Annotated in this window: 21 protein-coding genes; 10 read left to right on the top strand and 11 right to left on the bottom strand. The window is 71.7% G+C overall.

What is annotated here, in order from left to right; all coding sequences use genetic code 11:
* From AC0IW9_RS14580 to AC0IW9_RS14570, 3 genes are all read right to left on the bottom strand, one after another.
* Window positions 1-207 (bottom strand): hypothetical protein (locus tag AC0IW9_RS14580; protein WP_471648989.1); only part of this gene is annotated, 207 nt, incomplete at its 3' end.
* Between the two features lie 131 nt (window positions 208-338).
* Entirely contained in the window at window positions 339-824 is a 486-nt protein-coding gene (locus AC0IW9_RS14575) for a bactofilin family protein (RefSeq protein ID WP_471648988.1), read from the bottom strand.
* A gap of 291 nt (window positions 825-1,115) precedes the next feature.
* Entirely contained in the window at window positions 1,116-1,835 is a 720-nt protein-coding gene (locus AC0IW9_RS14570) for an EI24 domain-containing protein (RefSeq protein ID WP_471648987.1), read from the bottom strand.
* A gap of 117 nt (window positions 1,836-1,952) precedes the next feature.
* On the opposite strand from AC0IW9_RS14570, the gene AC0IW9_RS14565 reads away from it, so the two are divergent.
* From AC0IW9_RS14565 to AC0IW9_RS14550, 4 genes are all read left to right on the top strand, one after another.
* Window positions 1,953-2,981: an adenosine kinase gene (locus AC0IW9_RS14565; protein ID WP_471648986.1), complete on the top strand. Its 1,029-nt coding sequence runs from the start codon at window positions 1,953-1,955 to the stop codon at window positions 2,979-2,981.
* A gap of 109 nt (window positions 2,982-3,090) precedes the next feature.
* The gene (locus AC0IW9_RS14560; RefSeq protein WP_471648985.1) at window positions 3,091-4,074 is read left to right on the top strand and encodes a hypothetical protein; all 984 of its coding nucleotides are present in this window, start codon (window positions 3,091-3,093) and stop codon (window positions 4,072-4,074) included.
* A gap of 231 nt (window positions 4,075-4,305) precedes the next feature.
* On the top strand, window positions 4,306-6,135 hold the full coding sequence (typA, locus tag AC0IW9_RS14555) for a translational GTPase TypA (protein ID WP_471648984.1): 1,830 nt from the start codon (window positions 4,306-4,308) through the stop codon (window positions 6,133-6,135).
* A gap of 72 nt (window positions 6,136-6,207) precedes the next feature.
* Entirely contained in the window at window positions 6,208-7,290 is a 1,083-nt protein-coding gene (locus tag AC0IW9_RS14550; RefSeq protein WP_471648983.1) for an alpha/beta hydrolase, read from the top strand.
* 63 nt (window positions 7,291-7,353) lie between these two features.
* Here AC0IW9_RS14550 and AC0IW9_RS14545 read toward each other — a convergent pair whose 3' ends face one another.
* Both AC0IW9_RS14545 and AC0IW9_RS14540 read right to left on the bottom strand, forming a co-directional pair.
* Window positions 7,354-8,130 carry a Bug family tripartite tricarboxylate transporter substrate binding protein gene (locus AC0IW9_RS14545; protein ID WP_471648982.1) on the bottom strand — a complete coding sequence of 259 codons (777 nt, stop codon included), beginning with the start codon at window positions 8,128-8,130 and terminating at the stop codon, window positions 7,354-7,356.
* A 22-nt stretch (window positions 8,131-8,152) separates the two neighbouring features.
* Window positions 8,153-10,492 (bottom strand): xanthine dehydrogenase family protein molybdopterin-binding subunit, encoded by a 2,340-nt coding sequence (locus AC0IW9_RS14540; RefSeq protein ID WP_471648981.1) that lies wholly within the window; start codon window positions 10,490-10,492, stop codon window positions 8,153-8,155.
* Window positions 10,493-10,657: 165 nt separating this feature from the next.
* Between AC0IW9_RS14540 and AC0IW9_RS14535 the strand changes: the two genes are divergently transcribed.
* Genes AC0IW9_RS14535 through AC0IW9_RS14525 form a run of 3 tightly spaced genes read left to right on the top strand, consistent with a single transcriptional unit; the run spans window position 10,658 to window position 12,909 of the window.
* A complete protein-coding gene (locus AC0IW9_RS14535) occupies window positions 10,658-11,356 on the top strand; it encodes a CoA transferase subunit A (RefSeq protein ID WP_471648980.1) in 699 nt (232 codons plus the stop codon).
* A gap of 13 nt (window positions 11,357-11,369) precedes the next feature.
* Window positions 11,370-12,020, top strand: coding sequence for a 3-oxoacid CoA-transferase subunit B (locus AC0IW9_RS14530; protein WP_471648979.1), 651 nt, complete (start codon window positions 11,370-11,372; stop codon window positions 12,018-12,020).
* 10 nt (window positions 12,021-12,030) lie between these two features.
* Window positions 12,031-12,909, top strand: a complete 879-nt coding sequence (locus tag AC0IW9_RS14525; protein WP_471648978.1) for an LLM class F420-dependent oxidoreductase — start codon at window positions 12,031-12,033, stop codon at window positions 12,907-12,909.
* 3 nt (window positions 12,910-12,912) lie between these two features.
* On the opposite strand, the gene AC0IW9_RS14520 is transcribed toward AC0IW9_RS14525, so the two are convergent.
* Window positions 12,913-13,674, bottom strand: coding sequence for an SDR family NAD(P)-dependent oxidoreductase (locus AC0IW9_RS14520; protein ID WP_471648977.1), 762 nt, complete (start codon window positions 13,672-13,674; stop codon window positions 12,913-12,915).
* Window positions 13,675-13,817: 143 nt separating this feature from the next.
* Here AC0IW9_RS14520 and AC0IW9_RS14515 point away from each other — a divergent pair, with 143 nt between their 5' ends.
* The gene (locus AC0IW9_RS14515) at window positions 13,818-14,792 is read left to right on the top strand and encodes a Bug family tripartite tricarboxylate transporter substrate binding protein (RefSeq protein WP_471648976.1); all 975 of its coding nucleotides are present in this window, start codon (window positions 13,818-13,820) and stop codon (window positions 14,790-14,792) included.
* On the opposite strand, the gene AC0IW9_RS14510 is transcribed toward AC0IW9_RS14515, so the two are convergent.
* The 4 genes from AC0IW9_RS14510 to leuC are packed head-to-tail and all read right to left on the bottom strand — an operon-like array spanning window position 14,789 to window position 18,865.
* Entirely contained in the window at window positions 14,789-15,754 is a 966-nt protein-coding gene (locus AC0IW9_RS14510; protein WP_471648975.1) for a Bug family tripartite tricarboxylate transporter substrate binding protein, read from the bottom strand. The two genes, AC0IW9_RS14515 and AC0IW9_RS14510, sit on opposite strands and share 4 nt — an antisense overlap.
* Entirely contained in the window at window positions 15,751-16,836 is a 1,086-nt protein-coding gene (gene leuB, locus AC0IW9_RS14505) for a 3-isopropylmalate dehydrogenase (protein WP_471648974.1), read from the bottom strand. The genes AC0IW9_RS14510 and leuB overlap by 4 nt, the downstream gene beginning before the upstream one ends.
* Complete coding sequence (leuD, locus tag AC0IW9_RS14500) at window positions 16,833-17,438, bottom strand: 3-isopropylmalate dehydratase small subunit (protein WP_471648973.1); 606 nt, start codon at window positions 17,436-17,438, stop codon at window positions 16,833-16,835. The genes leuB and leuD overlap by 4 nt, the downstream gene beginning before the upstream one ends.
* On the bottom strand, window positions 17,438-18,865 hold the full coding sequence (leuC, locus tag AC0IW9_RS14495) for a 3-isopropylmalate dehydratase large subunit (protein WP_471648972.1): 1,428 nt from the start codon (window positions 18,863-18,865) through the stop codon (window positions 17,438-17,440). Before leuC ends, leuD begins: the two co-directional genes overlap by 1 nt.
* Window positions 18,866-19,028: 163 nt before the next feature.
* On the opposite strand from leuC, the gene AC0IW9_RS14490 reads away from it, so the two are divergent.
* Both AC0IW9_RS14490 and AC0IW9_RS14485 read left to right on the top strand, forming a co-directional pair.
* The gene (locus AC0IW9_RS14490; protein WP_471648971.1) at window positions 19,029-20,234 is read left to right on the top strand and encodes an MFS transporter; all 1,206 of its coding nucleotides are present in this window, start codon (window positions 19,029-19,031) and stop codon (window positions 20,232-20,234) included.
* Window positions 20,235-20,243: 9 nt separating this feature from the next.
* Entirely contained in the window at window positions 20,244-21,218 is a 975-nt protein-coding gene (locus AC0IW9_RS14485; RefSeq protein ID WP_471648970.1) for a tripartite tricarboxylate transporter substrate binding protein, read from the top strand.
* Here the strand turns inward: AC0IW9_RS14485 and AC0IW9_RS14480 are convergent, their stop codons facing one another.
* Window positions 21,219-21,998, bottom strand: coding sequence for an enoyl-CoA hydratase/isomerase family protein (locus AC0IW9_RS14480; RefSeq protein WP_471648969.1), 780 nt, complete (start codon window positions 21,996-21,998; stop codon window positions 21,219-21,221).
* Window positions 21,999-22,051: the final 53 nt, after the last annotated feature.

Here is a 22,051-nt window from a genome sequence, read left to right as displayed (position 1 = left end):
GGCCAGGATGGGGGTGATGGGGATGGGGGTATCCGTATCGGTGGGAAGAGGGCGCGCCACCGCCGGCGCGACCGGCGCGGCGATGCCGAAGCCGGCGCCGCCGGTCTCGAGCGCGAGCCGCAGGGCAGCCGCCTGTTCCTCCGCCGCATTGGCGCAGGCGCCGAGCAGGCAGATCATCGGCAGCAGGCGATGGAGGCGGGGCGCCATGGGCGGCGCGGGCTCCGGGTCGGCTTGGGGGATGGGCCGGCGCCGGCAGGCGACGGATAGGCACGCTCTCCCGCGGCGGCAGCGGGCCGCCGGGTTGCCCCGGCGGCCACAAGCCGTTCCGCCCTGGCCGATCAGCCCTCGGGCGGGCTCAGGCGCGGCGCCGGGGCGGCGTTGCCCTCGTTCAGCATCTCCATGCGGCCGGACATCTGGCCCCCTTCCTCGACCGCCAGCTTGCGGTAGCGGACGGTGCCGTTGACCTTGCCGGTGCCGCGGATGGTCAGCGAGCCGCGGGCGGTGACGGTGCCGTCGAACAGGCCGGCGATCTCGGCATCCTCGACCTGCACTTCGCCGCGGAACACGCCGGTCGGCGCGACGAAGAGCTCGGCGGCCTGGATCATCTCGGACTCGACGGTGCCTTCGACGACCAGCCGCTCGGCATCGGTGACGGTGCCCTGCAGGCTGATGCCGCGGCCGACCACCAGGGTGCGGCGCTCGGCGGCATCCGGCCGGCCCTGCGGCGGGCGGGCAGGCACGCCCATCGCGCCGGGCGCGGCGGGGCGCGGGGCGAGCGAAGGCGTGGCGGGCGCGGCGGTCGGCTTCGGGGCCATCGACATCATGGGCGTGTCCTTCGGGGTTGGGCGGAACGGCGGCACGCCGATATCGGCGTTTTGTGCGGCGGGAGGTTGGCCCATGGTTTGGTCCATGACCTGGCCTGGCGCCTGACTGGCGCCCGACCCTGGTTCACTGGCCGGCGGGGCCGGTCCATCGTCTCGTTTGCGGCCAAAAATGGCCATGTGCTCCCCCTTCACAGCGGTGCATCCTGGTGCACCGTGCAATCCCCACACGGCCTGTCCCAAGGCCCCCCGGCTAACACGCCGGGTTGCGCAGGCACAACGGGGCGTGATGCCTCAGCGGGCGAATTTCGTAGCGCTTTCATGAGGGTGTGCTTCGGTGCCCCCACCCGTCGTCCCATTGGCCGGGACGCGGTGCAGCAGGTGGGTCATCGCCGCGGTGCCCAGCACCGGCACCAGCAGGTTCAGCCCGGGAACCAGCGCCATGGCCGACAGCAGGGCACCGATGCCCAGCACCGGGAATTCGCGCTGCCAGCGCAGCACGCGGGCGGCGGCGACCGGCATGCGGCGCTGGGCCACGCCCTCGAACAGCCCATGTCCCAGGGCGACGGTGGAGATCAGCCAGAGCACCACCGCGCCGACCGGCGGGGCGAAGAACAGCAGCGGCAGGGCGAGCAGCGCGACGGCGCCGGTCTTGGCCGCGAAGCCCAGGTTGAAGCCGGCCTGGGCCAGCAGGCTGGCGCCCTGCGGCGGCGGCAGCGCCGGGTAGAAGCGCCGTTCCACCGCCGCCGCCACCGGGTCCAGGAACAGCCCGGACAGGCCGAGCATGACCGGCACAAACAGCCAGATGGCCAGGCCCAGCACCAGCAGCCCGCCCAGGGCGGCGGCCAGGCCGGCCAGCCAGCCATCCCCCCCGGCCAGCGCGCCGACGCCCCAGGCCGCCAGCCAGGCCAGGCCGAGGAAGGCCAGCAGGGCGGCGCCGAAGGCCTTGGCAAGGGGGCCGATGAAGGCCGGATCGGGCAATTGGCGGAGTGCGAGGAGGCAGGCGGTCAGCATGCGGCAAGACCCTTGTGGTTGCGGCCGGCGGGAGCGGAGGCTAATCGGGCTCTGCCCGAGCCAGCATGCCCGCCTTCCGGCTGGCCGGACGCAACCGCACAAGAGGTCTTCCGTTCCATGAGCGAGCCCACCCTCGACATCCTCGGCATCGGCAACGCCATCGTCGATGTGCTCGCCCGCGCCGATGACGACTTCCTGGCGGCGCGCGGCCTGGACAAGGGCGGCATGCGCCTGATCGATGCGGCGGAGGCCGAGACGCTGTACGGCCAGATGGGGCCGGGGCTGGAAAGCTCGGGCGGCTCGGCCGGCAATACCTGCGCGGTGGCGGCGGCGCTCGGCGCCCGCGTCGGCTTCCTCGGCAAGGTGGCGGACGATCAGCTCGGCCGGGTCTTCGGCCACGACATCCGCGCCGCCGGGGTGCATTTCCCGACCCCGCCGCTGGAAGGCCCGGCCGCCGAGGCGACGCCAACCGCGCGCTGCCTCATCCTCGTCACGCCCGATGCGCAGCGGACGATGAATACCTTCCTCGGCGCCTGCGTGACCTTCTCAGCCGCCGACGTGGATGCGGAGGAGGTGGGGCGGGCCAAGGTGGTCTACCTCGAGGGCTACCTGTTCGACCCGCCGGCGGCGCAGGAGGCCTTCTTCGAGGCCTCCGACGCGGCCCATGCCGCCGGGCGGCTGGTGGCGCTGAGCCTGTCGGACGCCTTCTGCGTGGAGCGCCACCGCGCCGCCTTCCGCCGCTTCCTGCGGGAGGAGACGGATATCCTGTTCGCCAACGAGAGCGAGCTGCTGTCGCTGTACCAGACCGACGACTTCGAGACGGCGGCGATGCTGGCGCGGCAGGACGTGGCGCTGGTGGCCCTGACCCGCAGCGAGAAGGGCAGCGTCATCATCGCCGGCGAGGAGCGGCACGAGATCCCCGCGGTGCCGACCGAGGTGGTGGACACCACCGGCGCCGGCGATGCCTATGCCGCCGGCTTCCTGGCGGCGCTGACCCGCGGCCTACCGCTGCCGGACTGCGGCCGCTGGGGCGCGATCGCCGCGGCGGAGGTGATCTCGCACTTCGGCGCCCGGCCGCAGGGGGACCTGCAGGCGCTGGTGGCGGCGGTGCCGGGGAACCACCCGGTCTCGACCGTGTTGGGCTGATACAGGCCCTTTGCCGGCCCGCGGCCCCTTGCCGCGGCGCCAGGCAGCGAAGGCCGGAATGCCCCGGCCGGAGCTTCTCCTGAGCCGGAGGCCCAAGGAGACGCTCCTCATGAACAAGTCAAAGCTGCTTGCCTCCACCCTTGGCCTCGCGCTGATCGCCGGGCCGGTGCTGGCGCAGCAGGCCGATACGCCGATGCGCCGCGACATGCCAATGCAGAACGGCGCCATGCCGATGCCGGCCCCCGCGACCACCGGCCCGACCGCCGCCGGCAATCCGATGCACGAGGGCCATGGCCGCGGCATGCGGGCAGGCGAGGACGGCATGCATCGCCGCCACGGCCACATGCGGGCCGAACGCGCCGCGGCGCGGGCCGAGAACCGCATGGATGTCGGCGGGCTGGTCGAGCAGGCGAGCGCCGCGCTGCGCGCCGGCCGCACCGCCCAGGCGACCGACCTGCTGGAGCAGAGCGAGACCCGGCTGCTGACCCGCAGCGCGCCCGCCGACCGGGCGGGCGAGCCGATGCGCGGGCCGGTGCTGGACCGGATCTCGGCGGCGCGCGGCGCCATCCAGGCGCGTGACCGCGCCGGGGCGATGCGGGAGATGGAGCAGGCGCGGGCCATGCTGCGGGCCGATCCGAACAGCGGGTCCGGCACCATGGGCGCGACGCCGACCCAGGGCGGTGGCCAGGGTGGTGGCCAGGGCGGCAACGGGGGTTGGGGCAATGGCCAGACCATGCGCGACAGCGGGTCGGCCGGAACCTCGATGAGCCGGGCCGATGCCATCATCCGGGTGCAGGCCGGCGGCAGCAGCGGCAGCGGCGGGCTGAGCGGCTCGACCCCCGGTTCGCCGGGCGCCGGCAATCCGGGCAGCACGCCGAGCACCGGCATGGGCACCATGACGCAGCCGCCGCAGGGCAGCGCCAGCCCCGGCGTTCCGATGGGCGGCCGGACCGGCTCCGCCGGCGTCGGCGCCCCGCCGCCGGGCGCGACGACCCCGCAGGGCAGTGGCAGCGGCGCAATGGGCAGCGGCGGCGCGATCCGTCCGGGCAGCACCCCGAGCGGTGGTGGCACCGGCAGCAACCCCAGCCGCTAAGCTGGTAGGAACGCGGCGTTTTTCCTTGTAGGGAAAGGCGCCGCATGCAAGGCGAGCGCCGCGCGCATGGCATAAGTGCATGTGGCGCTCGCTTTTTCCGCGGCAAAGCCCTATGGGTGCGCTGCAACAAGCCGCCTGCCTGCTCTGCCCGACCCCCGACCGCGTTCGAAACGCAAGGTTGGGGTCGGGTTTTGCTTTGCTTTGCGGCCGCATGGGAAGCAAGGCCCCCTAATGGAACTCCGTAACGTCGCTATCATCGCCCACGTCGACCACGGCAAGACGACGCTGGTGGATAACCTGCTGAAGCAGGCCGGCGCCTTCCGGACCAATCAGGTGGTTGCCGACCGCGCCATGGACCGCAACGACCTGGAGCGCGAGCGGGGGATCACCATCCTCGCCAAGTGCACCGCGGTCGAGTGGAAGGGCGTGAAGATCAACATCGTCGATACCCCTGGCCACGCCGATTTCGGCGGTGAGGTCGAGCGTATCCTGTCCATGGTCGATGGCGCCATCGTGCTGTGCGACGCGGCCGAAGGCCCGCTGCCGCAGACGAAGTTCGTGCTGACCAAGGCGCTGGCCCGCGGCATCCGCCCGATCGTGGTCATCAACAAGGTCGACCGCTCGGACGGCTCGCCGCATGCGGTGCACGACCAGGTGTTCGACCTCTTCGCCGCGCTCGGCGCCACCGATGAGCAGCTCGACTTCCCGACGCTGTTCGCCTCCGGCCGCCAGGGCTGGGCCGACGACAGCATGGAAGGTCCGCGCAAGGACCTTTCGGCGATGTTCGACCTGATCCTCAAGCACGTGCCGGCGCCGGGCAAGGACGTGGACGCGCCCTTCGCCATGACGGCGTCGATCCTCGAGGCCGACAACTTCCTCGGCCGCATCCTGACCGGCCGCATCGAGCAGGGCACCGCCCGCGTCAACATGCCGCTGAAGGTGCTGCGCGCCGATGGCACGCTGGTCGAGACGGGCCGGCTGACCAAGCTGCTGTCCTTCCGCGGCCTGGAGCGGGTGCCGGTCGAGACCGCCGAGGCGGGCGACATCATCGCCATCGCCGGGCTCGAGAACGGCACCATCCCGGACACCGTCTGCACGCCGGAAGTGTCCGAGCCGCTGCATGCCATCCCGGTAGATCCGCCGACGCTCGCCATGACCTTCCGCATCAACGACGGCCCGCTCGGCGGCCGCGAGGGCAAGAAGGTCACGTCGCGGCAGATCCGCGACCGGCTGTTCAAGGAGACGGAGAGCAACGTCGCCATCAAGGTGAAGGAGTCGGAGGAATCCGACGCCTTCGAGGTGGCCGGCCGCGGCGAACTCCAGCTCGGCGTGCTGATCGAGCAGATGCGCCGCGAGGGCTTCGAGCTGACCATCGGCCGCCCGCGCGTCCTGACCCGGGAGAACCCGGAGACGGGTGAGCGCGAGGAGCCCTTCGAGGAGGTGCTCATCGACGTCGACGAGGAATACTCGGGCGCCGTCGTGCAGAAGATGTCGATGCGCAAGGGCCAGATGCAGGACATGCGGCCCTCGGGCGGCAACAAGCAGCGGCTGACCTTCATCATCCCGTCGCGCGGCCTGATCGGCTACCACGGCGAGTTCATGACGGACACCCGCGGCACCGGCATCATGAACCGGCTCTTCGCCGGCTATCAGCCCTGGGCCGGCCCGATCGAGGGCCGCCGCAACGGCTCGCTGATCAGCAACTCGGATGGCGAGGCGATCCAGTACGCCCTGTTCTACCTGCAGGACCGCGGCACGCTCTTCGTCGACCCCGGCGTGAAGGTTTATGTCGGGCTCATCCTCGGCGAGCATTCGCGCGAGAACGACCTCGACGTGAATCCGATCAAGGAGAAGAAGCTCACCAACATCCGTGCCGCCGGCAAGGATGAGGCGCTGCTGCTGATCCCGCCGCGGCGTATGAGCCTGGAGCAGGCCATCGCCTACATCGAGGACGACGAGCTGGTCGAGGTGACGCCGGGCGCGATCCGCCTGCGCAAGCGCTACCTCGACCCGCATGAGCGCAAGAAGCACGCGCGCCGCTCGGACAGCGAGGCGGCATAAATCAGAAGGGGCGCCGCTGGTCGGCGCCCCTTTTTCAATTCATCATCCGGTCAACCCGCCGGAGTGCATGGATTGACGCAGGAAACGTCGGGGCGAACGCCCCTCACCCTCGCCCGCCAGGGCTGCTTCTTCACCGGTGGCCGCTATACCGAAGACGGCCAGGCCATGCGCGGCCAGTGCTTCGTCCACTTCCAGGTCCCGGCCGAGGAGACCGGCCTGCCGGTGGTGATGATCCACGGCACCGGCCAGACCGGGACCAATTTCATGACGACGCCCGATGGCCGGCCCGGCTGGGCGGAGGATTTCCTGCGGGCGGGCCATGCCGTCTACATCGTGGATCAGGCCGGGCGCGGGCGGTCCGGGCAGGATACCGCGCATGGGGCGCATGCCCGGGCGCCAGTCGCCCAGGTGACGCGGATGTTCACCGACCCGGCGAGCACCGCGCTCTATCCCCAGGCGGGGCGGCACAGCCAATGGCCGGGCGGGCCGGGGCGGCCGGGCAATGCCGCCTTCGACCAGTTCTTCGCCAGCCAGGTCGGCTATATCGCCGACCCCGCGAAGACCGAGGCGGTGGTGCTGGAGGCGCATCTGGAATTGCTGGAGCGCATCGGCCCGGCGGTGCTGCTGACCCATTCGCAGTCCGGCGTCTTCGGCTGGAAGCTGGCGGATGCCCGGCCCGGGCTGGTCCGCGCCATCCTGGCGATCGAGCCCAATGGCCCGCCCTTCTTCGACGTCACCTTCCAGGGCGGCGACGACTGGTATGCCGAGGGCAGCACCCCCGCCCGCCCTTGGGGCATCGCCCGGCTGCCGCTGAGCTTCGACCCGCCGGCGGCCTCGCCCGCGGATCTGGCGCTGGAACGGCAGGACGCGCCGGATGGGCCCGGGCTGGTGCGCTGCTGGGTGCAGCGGGCGCCGGCGCGGCAACTGCCGAAGCTGGCCGGCATCCCCATCCTCGTCGTCACCGGGGAGGCCAGCTATCGCGCGACCTACGACCATTGCACGGTTAAATTCCTCGCCCAGGCTGGTGCCGATGCCGAGCACATGCGGCTGGAGGAGCATGGCGAGCGCGGCAACGGCCATATGCTGATGCTGGAGGCGAACAGTGCCGCCATCAGCGCGCTGCTGCTGCGCTGGCTGGCGACGCGGCTCGGCTGATTCAGTCGCCGCGGAGGCCGGTGGCACGCACCACCTCGCCCCAGCGCCGCCAGTCCTCGGCGATCACCCGCGTGTAGTGGGCGCGGTCGCCGCCCACCGGGTCGGCGCCGAAGCTGCGGACCCGTTCGGCGACATCGGGCTGGCGCAGCACCGCATCCACTCCGCGCTGGTGACGGCGATGGCGCGCAGGCCGCCGGTCTCCAGCAGGCTGCGCGTGGCGAAGAGGGAATCGCTCGCCAGATCGACGTCGCCGCGCACCAGGGCGGTGATCGAGGGCTGGTTGCCGTTGTAGGGCACCAGGGTCAGTTCGATCCCCTCCCGCTGCATCAGCACGGCGAGCGAGAGGTGGTTGATGCCGCCGGTGCCGGGGTGGGAGACGGTGAGGCGGCCGCCGCGGGCGCGGGCCAGGGCGATCACCTCCGCCAGGGTGCGGGCCGGGAAGTCCGGGCGGGAGACCAGCAGCAGCGGCGAGGACTGGGCCATCGAGACGGCGGCGAAATCCTGGGTCGGGTTCAGCCCCGACCCGCGGTTGACCAGCAGGGTGATGAGGGTGGAGGTCGAGGCATAGAGGAAGGTCGTGCCGTCCGGCGCGGTGCGGGCGACGTATTCCGCGGCCAGCAGGGTGCCGGCGCCGGGGCGGTTCTCGACCACGAAGGTGGTGCCGGGCATCGCCTCCCCCAGCTTGGTGGCGAGCAGGCGGGCCATGATGTCGTTGGCGCCGCCGGCGGCGAAGCCGACGACGAAGCGGATCTGGCGCGGCAGAGACTGGGCCATGGTCCGGCCGCCGGCCATGGCCAGCGGCAGCCCCAGCAGCGCGGTGCGCCGCCCCATCATGTTCATTGTTGCCTCCCCCTTCCTTGCGTCACCCCGGCGACGCGGCCTGGATCGCCGCCCAGACCCGGGCCGGCGAGGCCGGCAAGTCCAGATGCGTGATGCCATGGGGCCGCAGCGCATCCACCACCGCGCCCAGCAGCGCGGGCAGCGCGCCGACCGTCCCCGCCTCCCCGGCGCCCTTGACGCCGAGCGGGTTGGTGCTGGTCGGCACCGGGTTGCTGAGCACCGTGAGGCCGCAGAAGTCGCCGGCGCGCGGCATGCCGTAATCCATGAAGCTGGCGGTCAGCATCTGTCCGGCCGCGTCGTAGCGGATCGCCTCGCCGAAGACCTGGCCGAGGCCCTGGGCGATGCCGCCATGGATCTGGCCCTTGACCAGCAGCGGGTTGATCACCGTGCCGACGTCGTCGACCACCACGTAGGACAGCAGCGCCGTCTCCCCGGTCTCCGGGTCCACCTCCACCTCGGCGATGTGGCAGCCATTGGGGAAGGTGGCGTCGCCGGGGCGGTTGATGAGCAGGGCGGAAAGGCCGAGATCCTCGCCCATCGGCAGCGCGCCCGGGACGTAGCTGCGCCGGGCGAGCTCCTCGATCCCGATGCCGCGGTCGGTGCCGGCGATGCGGAAGTGGCCGTCCTCGAATTCGATGTCGGCCTCGGCGGCTTCGAGGAAATGCGCGGCGAGGCGCTTGCCGCGGGCGATGACGCGGTCCGCCGCGCCGCTCAGCGCGCCGCCCGCCGCCATCATGGACCGCGAGCCGATGGTGCCGCGGCCATGGGTGACGAGGTCGGTGTCGCCGTTGATGAAGCGGATGCGCTCCGGCGGGATGCCGAGGCGGGTCTGGGCGATCTGGCGAAACACCGTCTCATGCCCCTGGCCGTGGTTGTGGCTGCCCATCAGCAGGGTCATGCTGCCGCCGGAATCGAAGCGGATCTCGGCGGCTTCCTCCATCGGGCCGCGATGCGGGCCGCCGGCGCTCTCGATCGCATTGGCGATGCCGATGCCGCGCAGCTTCCCGCGCGCCGTGGCCTCGGCGCGGCGGGATTCGAAGCCGTCCCAGTCGGCGGCCTCCAACGCCAGCGCCATGTTCCGCGGGAAGTCGCCGCTGTCATAGGTGTAGTCGAGCCCGGTGCGGAAGGGCATGGCGCCGGGCGGGATCAGGTTGCGCTGGCGCAGCGCGATGCGGTCGAGGCCCATCTCGGCGGCGGCGAGGTCGATGACGCGCTCGATCGCATAGATCGCCTCCGGCCGGCCGGCGCCGCGATAGGGCGCGGTGGGCTGGGTATGGGTGAAGAAGCCGCGGACCTCGGTGCAGATATGCGGCGTGCGGTAGACGCCGGCGAGGCCGCCGACGTTGTTGGTGGAGGAGACCGGCCCCTGCCAGGCGAGATAGGCGCCGAGGTTGCAGAGCGTCCGCACCCGCAGGCCGAGGAATTCGCCATCCGCCGCCAGCGCCAGCTCGGCGGTCGAGAGGTTGTCCCGTGCATGGCTGTCGGAGAGGAAGCTTTCGGTCCGCGTCGCGGTCCAGCGCACCGGGCGGCCGAGGCGCTTCGCCGCGTGCAGACACAGCACATGCTCGGGGAAGGGGCTCTCCTTCATGCCGAAGCCGCCGCCGACGTCGGGGGAGATGATGCGCAGGCTGCTGGAGGGGATGCCGAGGGCGTATTGCGCGATCTCGTTCCGCATCACATGCGGCAATTGCGTGCCGGTGGTCAGCGTGTAGCGGTCCTCGATCGGGTCGTGGCTGGCGAGGGCGTTGCGCGGCTCCATCGGGTTGGCGGAGACGCGGGTGATGCGGAAGTCGAGCCGCGCGACATGGGCGGCGCGGGCGAAGGCGGCCTCGGTCGCGGCGAAGTCGCCCAGGCGGAAGAGGAAGGATTCGTTGTCCGGCGCGATCCCGGGCCAGACGGCGGGGGCGCCGGGGCGGGCGGCATCGGCGAGGTCGGCCACCGCCGGCCGCGGCTCGTAGTCGACCAGGATGGCCTCGGCGGCGTCCTGCGCGGCGGCGCGGCTTTCCGCCACCACCGCGGCCACCGGGTCGCCGACGTAGCGGACCTCCTCGCCGGCCAGCATGTGCCAGGGGGTCTGGGTGATCGGCGCGCCGTCCCGGCGGTGACGCGGGGTGACGCAGCGGAGGACGCCGAGCTCCGGGATATCCGCGAGCGTCAGCACCAGCAGCACGCCGGGCATGGCCCTGGCCGCCTCGGTCCGGATGCCGCGGATGCGGGCGGCGGCGTGCGGGGAGCGGAGGAGGACGAGATGCGCCGCATCCGGGGCGGCAATGTCGTCGACGAAGCGGCCGGCCCCGCGCAGCAGCCGCCGATCCTCCACGCGCCGCATCGGCGCGCCGATGCCCGTCCGGGATGGCTGCATGAGGTCTTCCTTCGTTTCCGCCTTTCGCAAGGTTAGGCACCCGCCGCGCCCGGCCGCAAGCGCCCCCGCTTTGGTGCCCGCCTTGGCGCCGCTGCCCTGGCGCCCACTCCGGTTTGGGGCAACACTCGGCCCAAGCAAACATCCATCCGGGAGGGAAGCGGCAGGATGATCGATAAATTCGTGCGGTCCATGGCGGAGGCAATGAACGGCATCAAGGACGGCTCGACCGTGCTGATGGCCGGCTTTGGCGAGGTGGGCGCGCCGCATGCGCTGCTGGATGGGCTGATCGAGCAGGGTGCCGGCAACCTGACCATCGTCGTGAATTCGGCGGGCCGGGTGCACAAGCCGGGCATGGCGGTGGAGGGCGTGCCGCGGCTGGTCGAGCTCGGCCGGGTGCGGAAGGTCATCACCACCTTCCTCCGGGCCGGCAGCATCGCCGGCGATGCGGTGCGCGACGGGCGTATGGAGGCGGAGTTGGTGCCGCAGGGTACCTTGGCCGAGCGCATCCGTGCCGCCGGCGCCGGCGTGCCGGCCTTCTTCACCCCGACCGGCGCCGGCACCTTGGTCGAGGAAGGCAAGGAGGTGCGGGACTACGACGGCCGCGCCTGCGTCCTGGAACGCGCGCTGCACGGCGACGTGGCGCTGGTGGAGGCCTGGATGGCCGACCGCTGGGGCAACCTGGTCTTCCGCGACGCCAGCCGCAATTTCAACCCGATCATGGCCATGGCCGGCAAGCTGACCATCGTGCAGACGCACCACGTCTGCGACCTCGGCCAGCTGCCGGCGAACGAGATCGTAACGCCGGGCATCTTCGTCGACCGCGTGCTGCATGTCGCGGCCGGCGACCCATCCCTGCCGCGCTGAAGGAGCACCCGAGATGAGCGAAAGCTTCAGGCCGCTCGGCCGCACCGGCATGGCGGCGCGCGTGGCGCAGGACATCCCCGAGGGCTGGTACGTCAACCTCGGCATCGGCATCCCGACCTTGATCGCCGACCACGTGCCGCCGGACCGCGAGGTGGTCTTCCATTCGGAGAACGGCATCCTCGGCGTCGGCCCGGCGCCGGAGCCGCACAAGCAGAATCCCTGGCTGGTGAATGCCAGCACGCAGCGCATCAGCATCCGCAGCGGCGGCAGCTTCGTCCACCATGCCGACAGCTTCGCCATCGTGCGCGGCGGGCACCTCGACCTCTGCGTGCTCGGCGGCTTCCAGGTGGCGGAGAACGGCGACCTGGCAAATTGGGCGCAGTCCGCGACCGAGGTCGGCAAGCAGATCGGCGGGGCGATGGACCTGGCGGTCGGCGCCAGGCGCGTCTGGGTGACGATGGAGCACACGACGAAGCAGGGCCAGGCGCGGATCCTGAAGCGCTGCAGCTATCCGCTGACGGCGCCGGGCTGCGTCACCCGGGTCTATACCAACCTGGCGGTGCTGGAGGTGACGCCGCGGGGCTTCACCGTGCTGGACATCATTCCCGGGCTGAGCTTCGACGAGCTCCAGTCCCGCACCGAAGCCACGCTGCATCAGGCCTGAGGAGGCGACCATGAAATTCGCCCTGCATTTCGGCAACAACAGCTTCCCCGATGGCGCCGGCGCCGCCCGCGTGGCGAAGCTGGTGGAGGCGGCGGGCTTCGACACGCTGTTCGCCATCGACCACGTGGTGATCCCGAAGGACTACGCCACGCCCTATCCCTATTCGCCGACCGGCAAGCTGCCGGGCGATGATTCCAGCCCCTATCCCGACCCGCTGATCTGGATGGCCTATGTCGCAGCGGTGACGACGCGGCTGCGGCTGATGACCGGCGTCATCATCCTGCCGCAGCGCAATCCGCTGGTGCTGGCCAAGCAGGTGGCGACGCTCGATGCGATGAGCGGCGGGCGGATCGAGCTCGGCATCGGCGTCGGCTGGCTGCGCGAGGAATTCGAGGCGATCGGCGTGCCCTTCGAGCGGCGCGGCAAGCGGGCGGATGAATACGTGGCTGCCATGCGGGCGCTCTGGGCCGGCGACGATGCGAGCTATGCCGGCGAGTTCGTCAATTTCAGCCGCATCAACTGCAACCCGAAGCCGCTGCGTGGCAGCGTGCCGATCATCGTCGGCGGGAGCACGGAGGTCGCGGCGAAGCGGGCGGGGCGGCTGGGGGATGGGTTCTTTCCCTCCATCGGCTCGCAGACCGACATCCTGCCGCTGTTCGACGTGGTCCGCCGCGCGGCGACGGCGGCCGGACGCGACCCGGCGGCCATCGAATTCCTGACGGGCTGCCCGGATGCCCTGCCGCAATCCGGCAAGGACCCGCGGGCGGCGGTGGAGGCGCGCCGCGCTGCCGGCGTCGGCCGCATCGTGCTGCCGATGTCGGCCTTCCTGCCCGATATCGAGGAAAGCCTGCCGCGCTTCGGTGAGCAGGTGATCCGCGAGTTCGCCTGAGCGCTACATCTTCTTGCCGGTGGTCCAGCCGCCATCCACCGGCAGGATGCTGCCGGTGAGGAAGCCGTTCGCCTCATCCGCCAGGAACAGGATGGCGGCGGCGATTTCGGCGGGTTCCGCCCAGCGGCCCAGCGCATGGATGTCGCGGATGGTCTGTGCCATCTCCGGGTCCTGGAAGTAGCGTTCGGTCAGCGGCGTACGCACCACGCCGGGCGCCACCGCATTCACCCGGATGCCCATGGCGCCGAGCTCGAGCGCCATCGCCTTGGTCAGCCCGACGACGGCATGCTTGGAGGCGGTATAGGCGGCGCGGCTGGGCGCCGCCATCAGCCCGAGCGTCGAGGCCAGGTTGACGATGCGCCCCGGCCGGCCCAGCGCCACCAGCCGCCGGCCGAAGGCCTGGCTCGGCAGGAAGGTGCCGGAGATGTTGACGCTGATGACGCGCTGCCATTCCTCGAAGGACAGGTCGAGCACCGGGCAGATCTCCCGGATGCCGGCCGAATTCACCAGCACGTCGAGCCGGCCCAGCGCCGCTTCCGCCGCGGCGACGAAGTCGGTGGCCGAGGCGGGGTTGGCGACATCCAGGCGGAAGGCATGCGCCTCGCCGCCCTCGGCGCGGATGGCGGCGGCGGTGGTCTCGGCATTCGCCAGGTCGAGGTCGCCGACGGCGATGCGGGCGCCCTCCCGCGCCGCGGCATGGCAGACCTGCTGGCCGATGCCGCTGCCGCCGCCGGTGACGAGCACAGCCTGATCCTGGAAGCGCATGGGTATTTCCTCCGGTATTTTAGCGGAAGGCTAGACGCGGGGCCGGGGCACCGCAACCGGCCGCCCGGTTGACGCCGGCCGCGCCTTGGCGCGCAATCCTGGCGACGGGGACCAACCCCGCTGCCTTCTTGGGGAGTACCGGAATGTACGCAGCGCCATCGCGCCGTGCCGTGTTGGGCCTGTTGGGGGCAGGCCTGGCGATGCCCGCCCTGGCGCAAGGCGCCTGGCCGAACCGGCCGATCCGCATCGTCGTGCCCTCCGTCACCGGCGGCTTCGACAACTACGCCCGGCTGACGACGCCGCGGCTGACCGAGCTGCTGGGCCAGCCCGTGGTGATCGAGAACAAGCCCGGCGCCAACGGCAACATCGGCATGCAGGAGGTTCAGCGGGCGGCGCCCGATGGCCATACCATCCTCTTCGCCGCGATCGGCTCGCTCTCGATCAATGTCAGCGTCTATCGCGGGATGCCGCTGGACCCGATCGACGACCTCGCCGCCGTCGCCTGCCCGGTCACCTCGCCCATGGTCTGGGTCGCCAATCCGCAGTCCGGCCCGCGGACGCTGGCGGAGCTGGTGGAGCGCGCCCGGGCCGCGCCCGGCAAGCTGGATTATGCCCTGCCCAGCGCCGGCACGATCAACCACCTGATCGCCGAGGGCTTCAAGCTGCGGCACAACCTCGATATCCCCGCCGTGCCCTATCGCGGCACGCCGCCGGCGCAACTCGATGTCGTCGCCGGCCGGGTGCCGGTGATGGTCGACAGCCTCGGCGCCGGCTGGGGGCATATCAGCGCCGGCCGGGTGCGGCCGCTGGCGCTGACCTCGCGGGAACGCTCGCCGCGCGCGCCGGAGATCCCGACCGCCATCGAGCTCGGCCTCGATCAGACCGACTATGTCGCCTGGTATGCCTACATGGCGCCAAAGGCGACGCCACCCGCCATCATTGCCCGGCTGAATGCCGCGCTGAACCAGGTGGCGCTGGAGGATGGCTACCGCGACCGGCTGCGGGAGATGGGCGCCGGGACCCAGGCGATGACGCCCGAGGCCCAGCTCGATTTCATGAAGGCCGAGCGGACGAAGTGGGGCGACATCGCCCGCGCGGCCAATATCGAGGTGGTCTAGCCCAAGGTAATCCCGGCGTCGCGCACCACCCGCGCCACGACCGGCCGCTGCGCCTCCAGCCAGGTGGCGAAGCCCTCCGGTGTGCTGCCGACCATCTCCGCGCCCAGCGGGTCCATGCGGGCGCGGGTGGCGGGGTCGCGGCAGGCTTCCGCCACCGCGGCCGCCATCTTCAGCACGATGGCCTGCGGCACCGCGCTGGTGGCGAACAGCCCGTTCCAGTCGTTCATGTCGTAGCCGGGGAAGCCGCTTTCGGCGAGCGTCGGCACATCCGGGAAGGCCGCCGTCCGCTGCGGGCTGGTCACCGCCAGGACGCGCGCCCGCCCGGCCTGCACCGGCGGGCGGATGGACGACGTGGTGATCAGCACCGAATCCAGCACGCCCGCGGCGATGTCCCGCGCCGCATCGGCGCCGCCGCGATAGGGCGCATGCACCAGCTTGATCCCGGCCAGCCGCTGGAACAATTCGCCTGCCAGATGCGCCATGCCGGCGGCGGGGGGCGTGCCGTAGCTGATGGTATTCGGCGCCGCCTTGGCCATGGCGATGTACTCGGCGATCGTCTTCGCCGGGAAGTCGTGCTTCACCGCGATCACCTGCGGGAAGCTGGCGATCTGCGAGACCGGCGCGAAGGCGGTGCGGTAGTCGAAGCCGAGGTCGCGCATCAGCAGCGGATTGGTGAGCTGGTTCGCCGCATCGACCAGGAAGCTGTAGCCGTCGGGCGGCGATTGCAGCACCGCCTGGGCGGCGATCACCGCATTGCCGCCGGTCCGGTTCTCGATGACGATGGACTGGCCGATGATCTCCTGCGCGCGGGCAGCGGCGCTGCGGGCGGCGGTATCGGCGGCGCCGCCGGCGGCGAAGGCGACCACCCAGCGCACCGGCCGCTGCGGCCATTCCGCTTGGGCGCGGGCGACGAAGGGGGTGCCGAGGGCGGCGCCCAGCACCAGGCGGCGGGGGATGCTCATGCGGCGGTCCTCAGGGTTGCGATGGCGGCGGCGACGGCGTCGCCCATCGCCTGGGTGCCGAGCTTCGTCGCGCCCGGTTCCATGATGTCGCCGGTGCGGTAGCCATCCGCCAGCACGCGGCGCACCGCGGCCTCGACCAGCGAAGCCGCCTCCTCCTGCCCGCCGGAATGGCGCAGCATCATCGCCGCCGAGAGGATGGAGGCCAGTGGATTGGCGAGGTCCTTGCCCGCGATATCCGGCGCCGAGCCATGCACCGGCTCATAGAGGCCGAGGCTCTCGGCATTCAATGAGGCGGAGGGCAGCATGCCGATGGAGCCCGTCAGCATCGCCGCCGCATCCGAGAGGATATCGCCGAAGATATTGCCGGTGACGATGACGTCGAAGTCGCGCGGCCGGCGGATCAGGTGCATCGCCATGGCGTCCACGTATTCGTGGCGCAGCTCCACATCCGGGTAGTCGCGGGCGACCTCGGAGACGACCGCCCGCCAGAGCACGCTGGTTTCCAGCACATTGGCCTTGTCGACCGAGCAGAGCTGGCGGCGCCGGCGCCGGGCGGCCTGGAAGCCGGCATGGGCGACGCGGGCGATCTCGGCTTCCGTGTAGCGCATGGTGTTGAAGGCGCTGCGCTGGCCCGGGGTGCGGTCGATGCCGCGTGGGGTGCCGAAGTAGATGTCGCTGGTCAGCTCGCGCAGCACCACCAGATCGACGCCCTCGATCACCTCCCGCCGCAGGGAGGAGGCGCCGAGCAGTTCGGGGAAGGCATAGACCGGGCGGAAATTGGCAAACAGGTCCAGCGCCTTGCGCAGCCGCAGCAGGCCGTGGCCGCCCCGGCTCTCGGGCGGGCGCAGGTCGCTCTCGTAGGTGCCGGCGGCGCCGAACAGGATGCCCTCGGCGCGGCGGGCGACCTCCAGCGTCGCCTCCGGCAGCGGGTCGCCGCTGGCATCGAAGGCGCAGTCGCCGAGCAGCGCCTCCGTCATCTCGAATTGCGGGCCGTTGTTGGCCGAGAGCGCGCGCAGCACCTTCACCGCCTGGGCGGTGACCTCCTGGCCGATCCCGTCGCCGGGCAGCACCGCGATCCTCATCGGGTATTCTCCCGGCCGTAGCGGCGTTCGAAGGCGGCGATGTCCTCCTCGAAGGACAGGGTCAGGCCCAGCTCGTCCACGCCGTTCAGCAGGCAGTGCTTGGCGAAGGGGTCCACGTCGAAGCCATGCGTCGTGCCATCGGGGAAGGTCACCGTCTGGCTCGGCAGGTCGACGGAGACGGTGGCGCCGGGCGCGGCCTCGAGCTGGGCGATGAGGTCCACCACCGCCTCGGCCGGCAGCTTCACCGGCAGCAGGCCGTTCTTGAAGCTGTTGTTCTGGAAGATGTCGCCGAAGCTGGGGGCGATGGCGCAGCGAAAGCCGCCGTCGTGCAGCGCCCAGACCGCGCTTTCGCGCGACGAGCCGCAGGCGAAATTCTTGCCCGCGACGATCACCTGGGCGCCGCGCCAGGGCGCTTGGTTCAGCGGGAATTCCGGGTTCTCCTCCTCGCTGCCCGGCAGGCGGCGGGCGTCGTGGAACAGGAAGGCCGCATGGTCCACCTCGCGCGGGCGGGAGAGGTAGCGGGCGGGGATGATCTGGTCGGTGTCGATGTTCGGCCGGGCGATGGGCACGGCGACGGCATCGAGGTGGACGAAGGCTTCCATCAGGCCTCTCCCGCCAGCAGCTTGCGGACATCGGTGAAATGGCCGGTGACGGCCGCGGCGGCGGCCATGGCCGGGCTGACCAGATGGGTCCGGGCGCCCGGGCCCTGGCGGCCCATGAAGTTGCGGTTGCTGGTGGAGGCGACCCGCACCCCCGGCGCGGCGATGTCGCCATTGGTGCCGAGGCACATGGAACAGCCCGGCTCCCGCCAGGCGAAGCCGGCGGCGCGGAAGACCTCGTGCAGCCCCTCGGCCTCGGCCTGGCGTTTTACGGGCTCGCTCCCCGGGACGACCCAGGCTTCCACGCCGGCGGCGACGGTCCGGCCGCGAGCCACGGCGGCCGCGGCGCGCATGTCCTCGATCCGGGAATTGGTGCAGGAGCCGATGAAGACCCTATCCACCGGCAGGGCATCCAGCCGGGTCCCGGCGGTCAGGCCCATGTAGTCCAGCATGCGGTGCATCACCTCGCGGCGTTCCTCGTCCACCGCATCGGCCGGGTCGGGGATGCTGCCGCCGATCGGCAGCGCGTCCTCGGGGCTGTTGCCCCAGGTGACCATCGGCTCGATCGCGCTGCCGTCCAGGGTGACCTCGGCATCGAAGACCGCGCCGGGGTCGCTCGGCAGGCGCTTCCAGCGCTCGACCGCATCCTCCCAATCGGCCGGGGCATAGGGGCGGCCCTTGATATAGGCGTAGGTGGTCTCGTCAGGCGCCACCATGCCGGCGCGGCCGCCGGCCTCGATCGACATGTTGCAGAGCGTCAGGCGGCCTTCCATGGACAGGCCGCGGATGACGCTGCCGGCGTATTCGATCACATGCCCGGTCGCCCCGGCGGCGCTGATCCGGGCGATGATGGCCAGGATCACGTCCTTGGCGGTCACGCCATCCCCCAGCGTGCCATCCACGGTGATGCGCATGGTCTTCGGCTTGCGCTGCCACAGGGTCTGGGTCGCCAGCACATGCGCCACTTCCGTGCTGCCGATGCCGAAGGCCAGCGCGCCGAGGGCGCCATGGGTGCTCGTATGGCTGTCGCCGCAAACCAGCAGCATCCCCGGCTGGGACAGGCCGGTCTCCGGCCCGACCACGTGGATGATGCCCTGGTTGGGGTCGCCCAGGCCGAACATGCGGATGCCGTGCTCGGCGGTGTTGCGGGCCAGCTTCTCCACCATCTCGCGGTGGCGGGGGTCCTGGATCTCCTCGACGGTGCGGCTGTCGGTCGCCACGTAATGATCCGGGGTGGCGAAGGTGCGGTCGGGCGCCCGGGGCTTCACGCCGCGCTTGCGCAGCACGTCGAAGGCGGTGGCGCCGCCGTCGTGCAGCAGGTGGCGGTCGACGTAGAGCAGGGTCTGGCCATCCTCCCGGTCCAGCACCCGGTGGCGGTCCCAGATCTTCTCGAACATCGTGCGCGGCAGGTCGTCGTTCAGATCGGACATTGGTTTCCTCGGATCGTTGCCGCGATCCTGCGACCAGCCAGGGTTGCGGTCCAGGGGGGGCAGCCCCGCTTCGGACCTGCTTCCCTTGCCGGCGCATCCGGCCGATCCTGGTGATCCGGCCGGGAAACCCCATCTCGGCCGGAGGGAACGAAGGACGCCAAGCATGGCCCCGCAAGGCACCACGGGCTGGACCAGGCCGGAGCTCCGGCAATTGACGCTCGTCTCGGGCGCGCATCTCGTCAGCCATGTCCATCAGCTGGTTTTGCCGCCGCTGTTTCCGCTGCTGCGGGACCGGCTGGAGGTGAGCTTCGTCGAGCTGGCCCTGGCCCTGACGATCTACAACGTGGTCTCCGGCCTGGTGCAGACCCCGCTCGGCTTCGCGGTGGACCGCTACGGGTCCCGCCGGATGCTGATCGTGGCGCTGTTCCTCGGCGCCGGCGCGCTCGGGATGCTGGCCCTGATGCCGACCTATCCGGTGCTGCTGGCCACCGCCGTGCTGCTCGGCATCGCCAATGCCGTCTATCACCCCGCGGACTACGAGATGCTGGGCCGCAGCATCGGCGAGGCCCGGATCGGCCGCGCCTTCTCCATCCATACCTTCGCCGGCTACCTCGGCGGCGCCATGACGCCGGCCCTGCTGATCGGCGTCTCCAGCGTCGCCGGGCTGGAGGCGGCGCTGGCGGCGGCCGGGGCGCTCGGGCTGATCGCCGCCGTGCCGCTGCTGCTGGCGGGCGAGCCGGCCCCGGTGGCCCGGACCGCGGCCCAGCCGGCCGCCGCGCCCCGGGGCGGGTCGATCCTGACCCCGGCGATCATCATGCTGACCGTCTTCTTCACCCTGCTGTCCCTGGCCCAGGGCGGGGTGACCAATTTCTCCGTCGTCGCCCTGGTCAACGGCCATGGCATCGACTTCGCCCTGGCCAATATCGCGCTCAGCGCCTTCCTGCTGCTGAGCGCGCTCGGCGTGCTGGCCGGCGGCGTCATCGCCGACCGGACCAGCCGGCACGGCGATGTCGCCGCGCTGGGCTTCGGCGGGACGGGCGTGCTGATCGGGCTGGTCGGGCTGGTGCCGCTCGGGCCGGTGGCGCTGGTCGGCATCATGGGCCTGGCCGGCTTCCTGTCCGGCATGATCATGCCCTCGCGCGACATGCTGGTGCGGGCCGCGGCGCCGCCGGGCGCGGTGGGCCGGGTCTTCGGCATCGTCACCACCGGCTTCAACATCGGCGGCGCGGTCGGGCCGATGATCTATGGCGCGCTGCTGGACCACGGCAAGCCGCTGCTGGTCTTCGCCGCCGCCGTGCTGTTCATCGTCGCCACCATGGCGCTGGCCATGGTCAGCGAGCGGTCACGCCGGGTGGCCGTGGCGAAATAGGGGATCGGGATGACGGATACTTCCAGGCGCGCGGTACTGGGTGCGGGCGCCGCCCTGCTGGCGGCGGGCGGGGCACGGGCGGCGGGCTACCCGGACCGGCCGGTGCGCTTCATCGTGCCCTATACCCCGGGCGGCACCACCGACGTGGCGGCGCGCTTCGTGGCGGAGCCGCTGTCCAAGGCGCTGGGCCAGCCGGTGGTGGTCGAGAACCGGCCGGGCGCCAACAGCATCGTCGGGGCCGGTGCGGTCGCCGCCAGCCCGGCGGATGGCTACAGCTTCGCCGTCGTCATCGGCGCCCATGCCGCCAATGCCACGCTGTACAAGGGCAAGCTGCCCTTCGACCCGGTCACCAGCTTCGCCCCGGTCTCCCTCATGATGCTGGCGCCGCTGGTGATGGGCGCCAGCGCGAAGATGCCCTTCTCCGACCTCGCCGGGATGCTGGCCTATGCCAGGGCGCGGCCGGGGACGCTGAACTACGGCTCCAGCGGGATCGGCGCCGCCGCACATTTGACGATGGAGGACCTGCAGACCCGGACGGGCGTGCAGATGGTGCATATCCCCTACCGCGGCACCGCGCCGGCGCTGCAGGACCTGATCTCGGGCAATATCGGGGTGATGTTCGACAGCTATTCCTCGCTGCGGGCGCAGTTCGAGAGCGGCTCGGTCAAGCCGATCGGCTTCGCCAGCGCCGCCCGCCCGGCCTGGGCGCCGGAGATCCCGACCCTGGCGGAGGGCGGGCTGGCGGATTTCGTCTCCTCGACTTGGTGCCTGCTGCTGGCCCCGGCCAATACCCCGCGGGAGATCGTGGCCCGGGTCTCGGCCGAGGTGGCGAAGATCGTGCAGGACCCGGCCGCGGCGGAGCGGCTGCGCAACCTCGGCTTCGATGCGGTGGGCAGCACGCCGGAGGAAGCGGGCGTCTTCCTGCGCGGCGAGGTGGACCGCTGGGCCAAGGTCATCACCGCCGCCAACGTGACGGTGGAGTAGTCAGCCTCCCGTAAAGGCCGGCCTGCGGCGGCCGAGGAAGGCCGCCACCCCCTCGGCGAAGTCGGCGGTACCGGCGGAGGCGAGGAAGGCGGCTTCCTCGGCCTCGAGCTGGGCCGGCAGGGGGCGGGTGCCGGCGGCGCGCAACAGGGCCTTGGCCCGGCCGAAGGCCAGCGTCGGGCCGCTGGCGAGCTGCTGGGCGAGGGCCTCGGTCGCCCCCTCCAGCTCGGCGGCGGGGACGGCACGGTTCACCAGCCCGGCGGCCAGCGCCGCGCGGCCGTCCAGTTCATCCTCCAGCAGCGCCATGCCCATGGCGCCCCGCAGCCCGAGCAGCCGCGGCAGCACCCAGGTCCCGCCGCAATCCGGCACGGTGCCAAGCTTGAGGTAGCCGAGGGCGAAGCGCGCCTCCTCCGCCGCGATCGCCAGGTCGGCGCCGAAGGCGAGCGAGAGGCCGGCGCCGGCGGCCGCCCCCTGGACGCTGGCCAGCACCGGGACGGGCAGGGCGGCGAGCCCGGCCACCGCCTCATGCATCGGGCCGAGGATGCGGCGGATCTCGGCGAGCGCCTGCGGTCCCTGGAAGGCGCCGATGTCCCCGCCGGCCATGAAGGCCCGGCCGGCGCCGCAGAGCACGACGCAGCGCAGATCGGGGTCCTGCGGCAGCAGGGCGACGGCCTCGCGCAGGGCGGCGGCCATGTCGGCATCGATGGCGTTCAGCCGCTCGGGCCGGTTGAAGCGGAGGCGGGTGACGGCGCCGGAGCGCTCGACGAGGAGGGGGTTCGACATGGGTCGCACCCTGCCCTGACTGCACGCATAAAAAAAGGCCGGCGGGGTTGCCC

The organism is Belnapia sp. AC561, assembly GCF_979252845.1.
The sequence above is the reverse complement of the archived record's forward strand: the minus strand, read 5'-3'. Positions and strand labels throughout refer to the sequence as shown.

Bases quoted from the DNA above. Each gene is read 5' to 3' on its own strand.
- AC0IW9_RS14575 (WP_471648988.1), bottom strand. From the start codon at position 824: ATGATGTCGATGGCCCCGAAGCCGACCGCCGCGCCCGCCACGCCTTCG.
- AC0IW9_RS14570 (WP_471648987.1), bottom strand. From the start codon at position 1,835: ATGCTGACCGCCTGCCTCCTCGCACTCCGCCAATTGCCCGATCCGGCC.
- AC0IW9_RS14565 (WP_471648986.1), top strand. From the start codon at position 1,953: ATGAGCGAGCCCACCCTCGACATCCTCGGCATCGGCAACGCCATCGTC.
- AC0IW9_RS14560 (WP_471648985.1), top strand. From the start codon at position 3,091: ATGAACAAGTCAAAGCTGCTTGCCTCCACCCTTGGCCTCGCGCTGATC.
- typA (WP_471648984.1), top strand. From the start codon at position 4,306: ATGGAACTCCGTAACGTCGCTATCATCGCCCACGTCGACCACGGCAAG.
- AC0IW9_RS14545 (WP_471648982.1), bottom strand. From the start codon at position 8,130: ATGAACATGATGGGGCGGCGCACCGCGCTGCTGGGGCTGCCGCTGGCC.
- AC0IW9_RS14540 (WP_471648981.1), bottom strand. From the start codon at position 10,492: ATGCAGCCATCCCGGACGGGCATCGGCGCGCCGATGCGGCGCGTGGAG.
- AC0IW9_RS14535 (WP_471648980.1), top strand. From the start codon at position 10,658: ATGATCGATAAATTCGTGCGGTCCATGGCGGAGGCAATGAACGGCATC.
- AC0IW9_RS14530 (WP_471648979.1), top strand. From the start codon at position 11,370: ATGAGCGAAAGCTTCAGGCCGCTCGGCCGCACCGGCATGGCGGCGCGC.
- AC0IW9_RS14525 (WP_471648978.1), top strand. From the start codon at position 12,031: ATGAAATTCGCCCTGCATTTCGGCAACAACAGCTTCCCCGATGGCGCC.
- AC0IW9_RS14520 (WP_471648977.1), bottom strand. From the start codon at position 13,674: ATGCGCTTCCAGGATCAGGCTGTGCTCGTCACCGGCGGCGGCAGCGGC.
- AC0IW9_RS14515 (WP_471648976.1), top strand. From the start codon at position 13,818: ATGTACGCAGCGCCATCGCGCCGTGCCGTGTTGGGCCTGTTGGGGGCA.
- AC0IW9_RS14510 (WP_471648975.1), bottom strand. From the start codon at position 15,754: ATGAGCATCCCCCGCCGCCTGGTGCTGGGCGCCGCCCTCGGCACCCCC.
- leuB (WP_471648974.1), bottom strand. From the start codon at position 16,836: ATGAGGATCGCGGTGCTGCCCGGCGACGGGATCGGCCAGGAGGTCACC.
- leuD (WP_471648973.1), bottom strand. From the start codon at position 17,438: ATGGAAGCCTTCGTCCACCTCGATGCCGTCGCCGTGCCCATCGCCCGG.
- leuC (WP_471648972.1), bottom strand. From the start codon at position 18,865: ATGTCCGATCTGAACGACGACCTGCCGCGCACGATGTTCGAGAAGATC.
- AC0IW9_RS14490 (WP_471648971.1), top strand. From the start codon at position 19,029: ATGGCCCCGCAAGGCACCACGGGCTGGACCAGGCCGGAGCTCCGGCAA.
- AC0IW9_RS14485 (WP_471648970.1), top strand. From the start codon at position 20,244: ATGACGGATACTTCCAGGCGCGCGGTACTGGGTGCGGGCGCCGCCCTG.
- AC0IW9_RS14480 (WP_471648969.1), bottom strand. From the start codon at position 21,998: ATGTCGAACCCCCTCCTCGTCGAGCGCTCCGGCGCCGTCACCCGCCTC.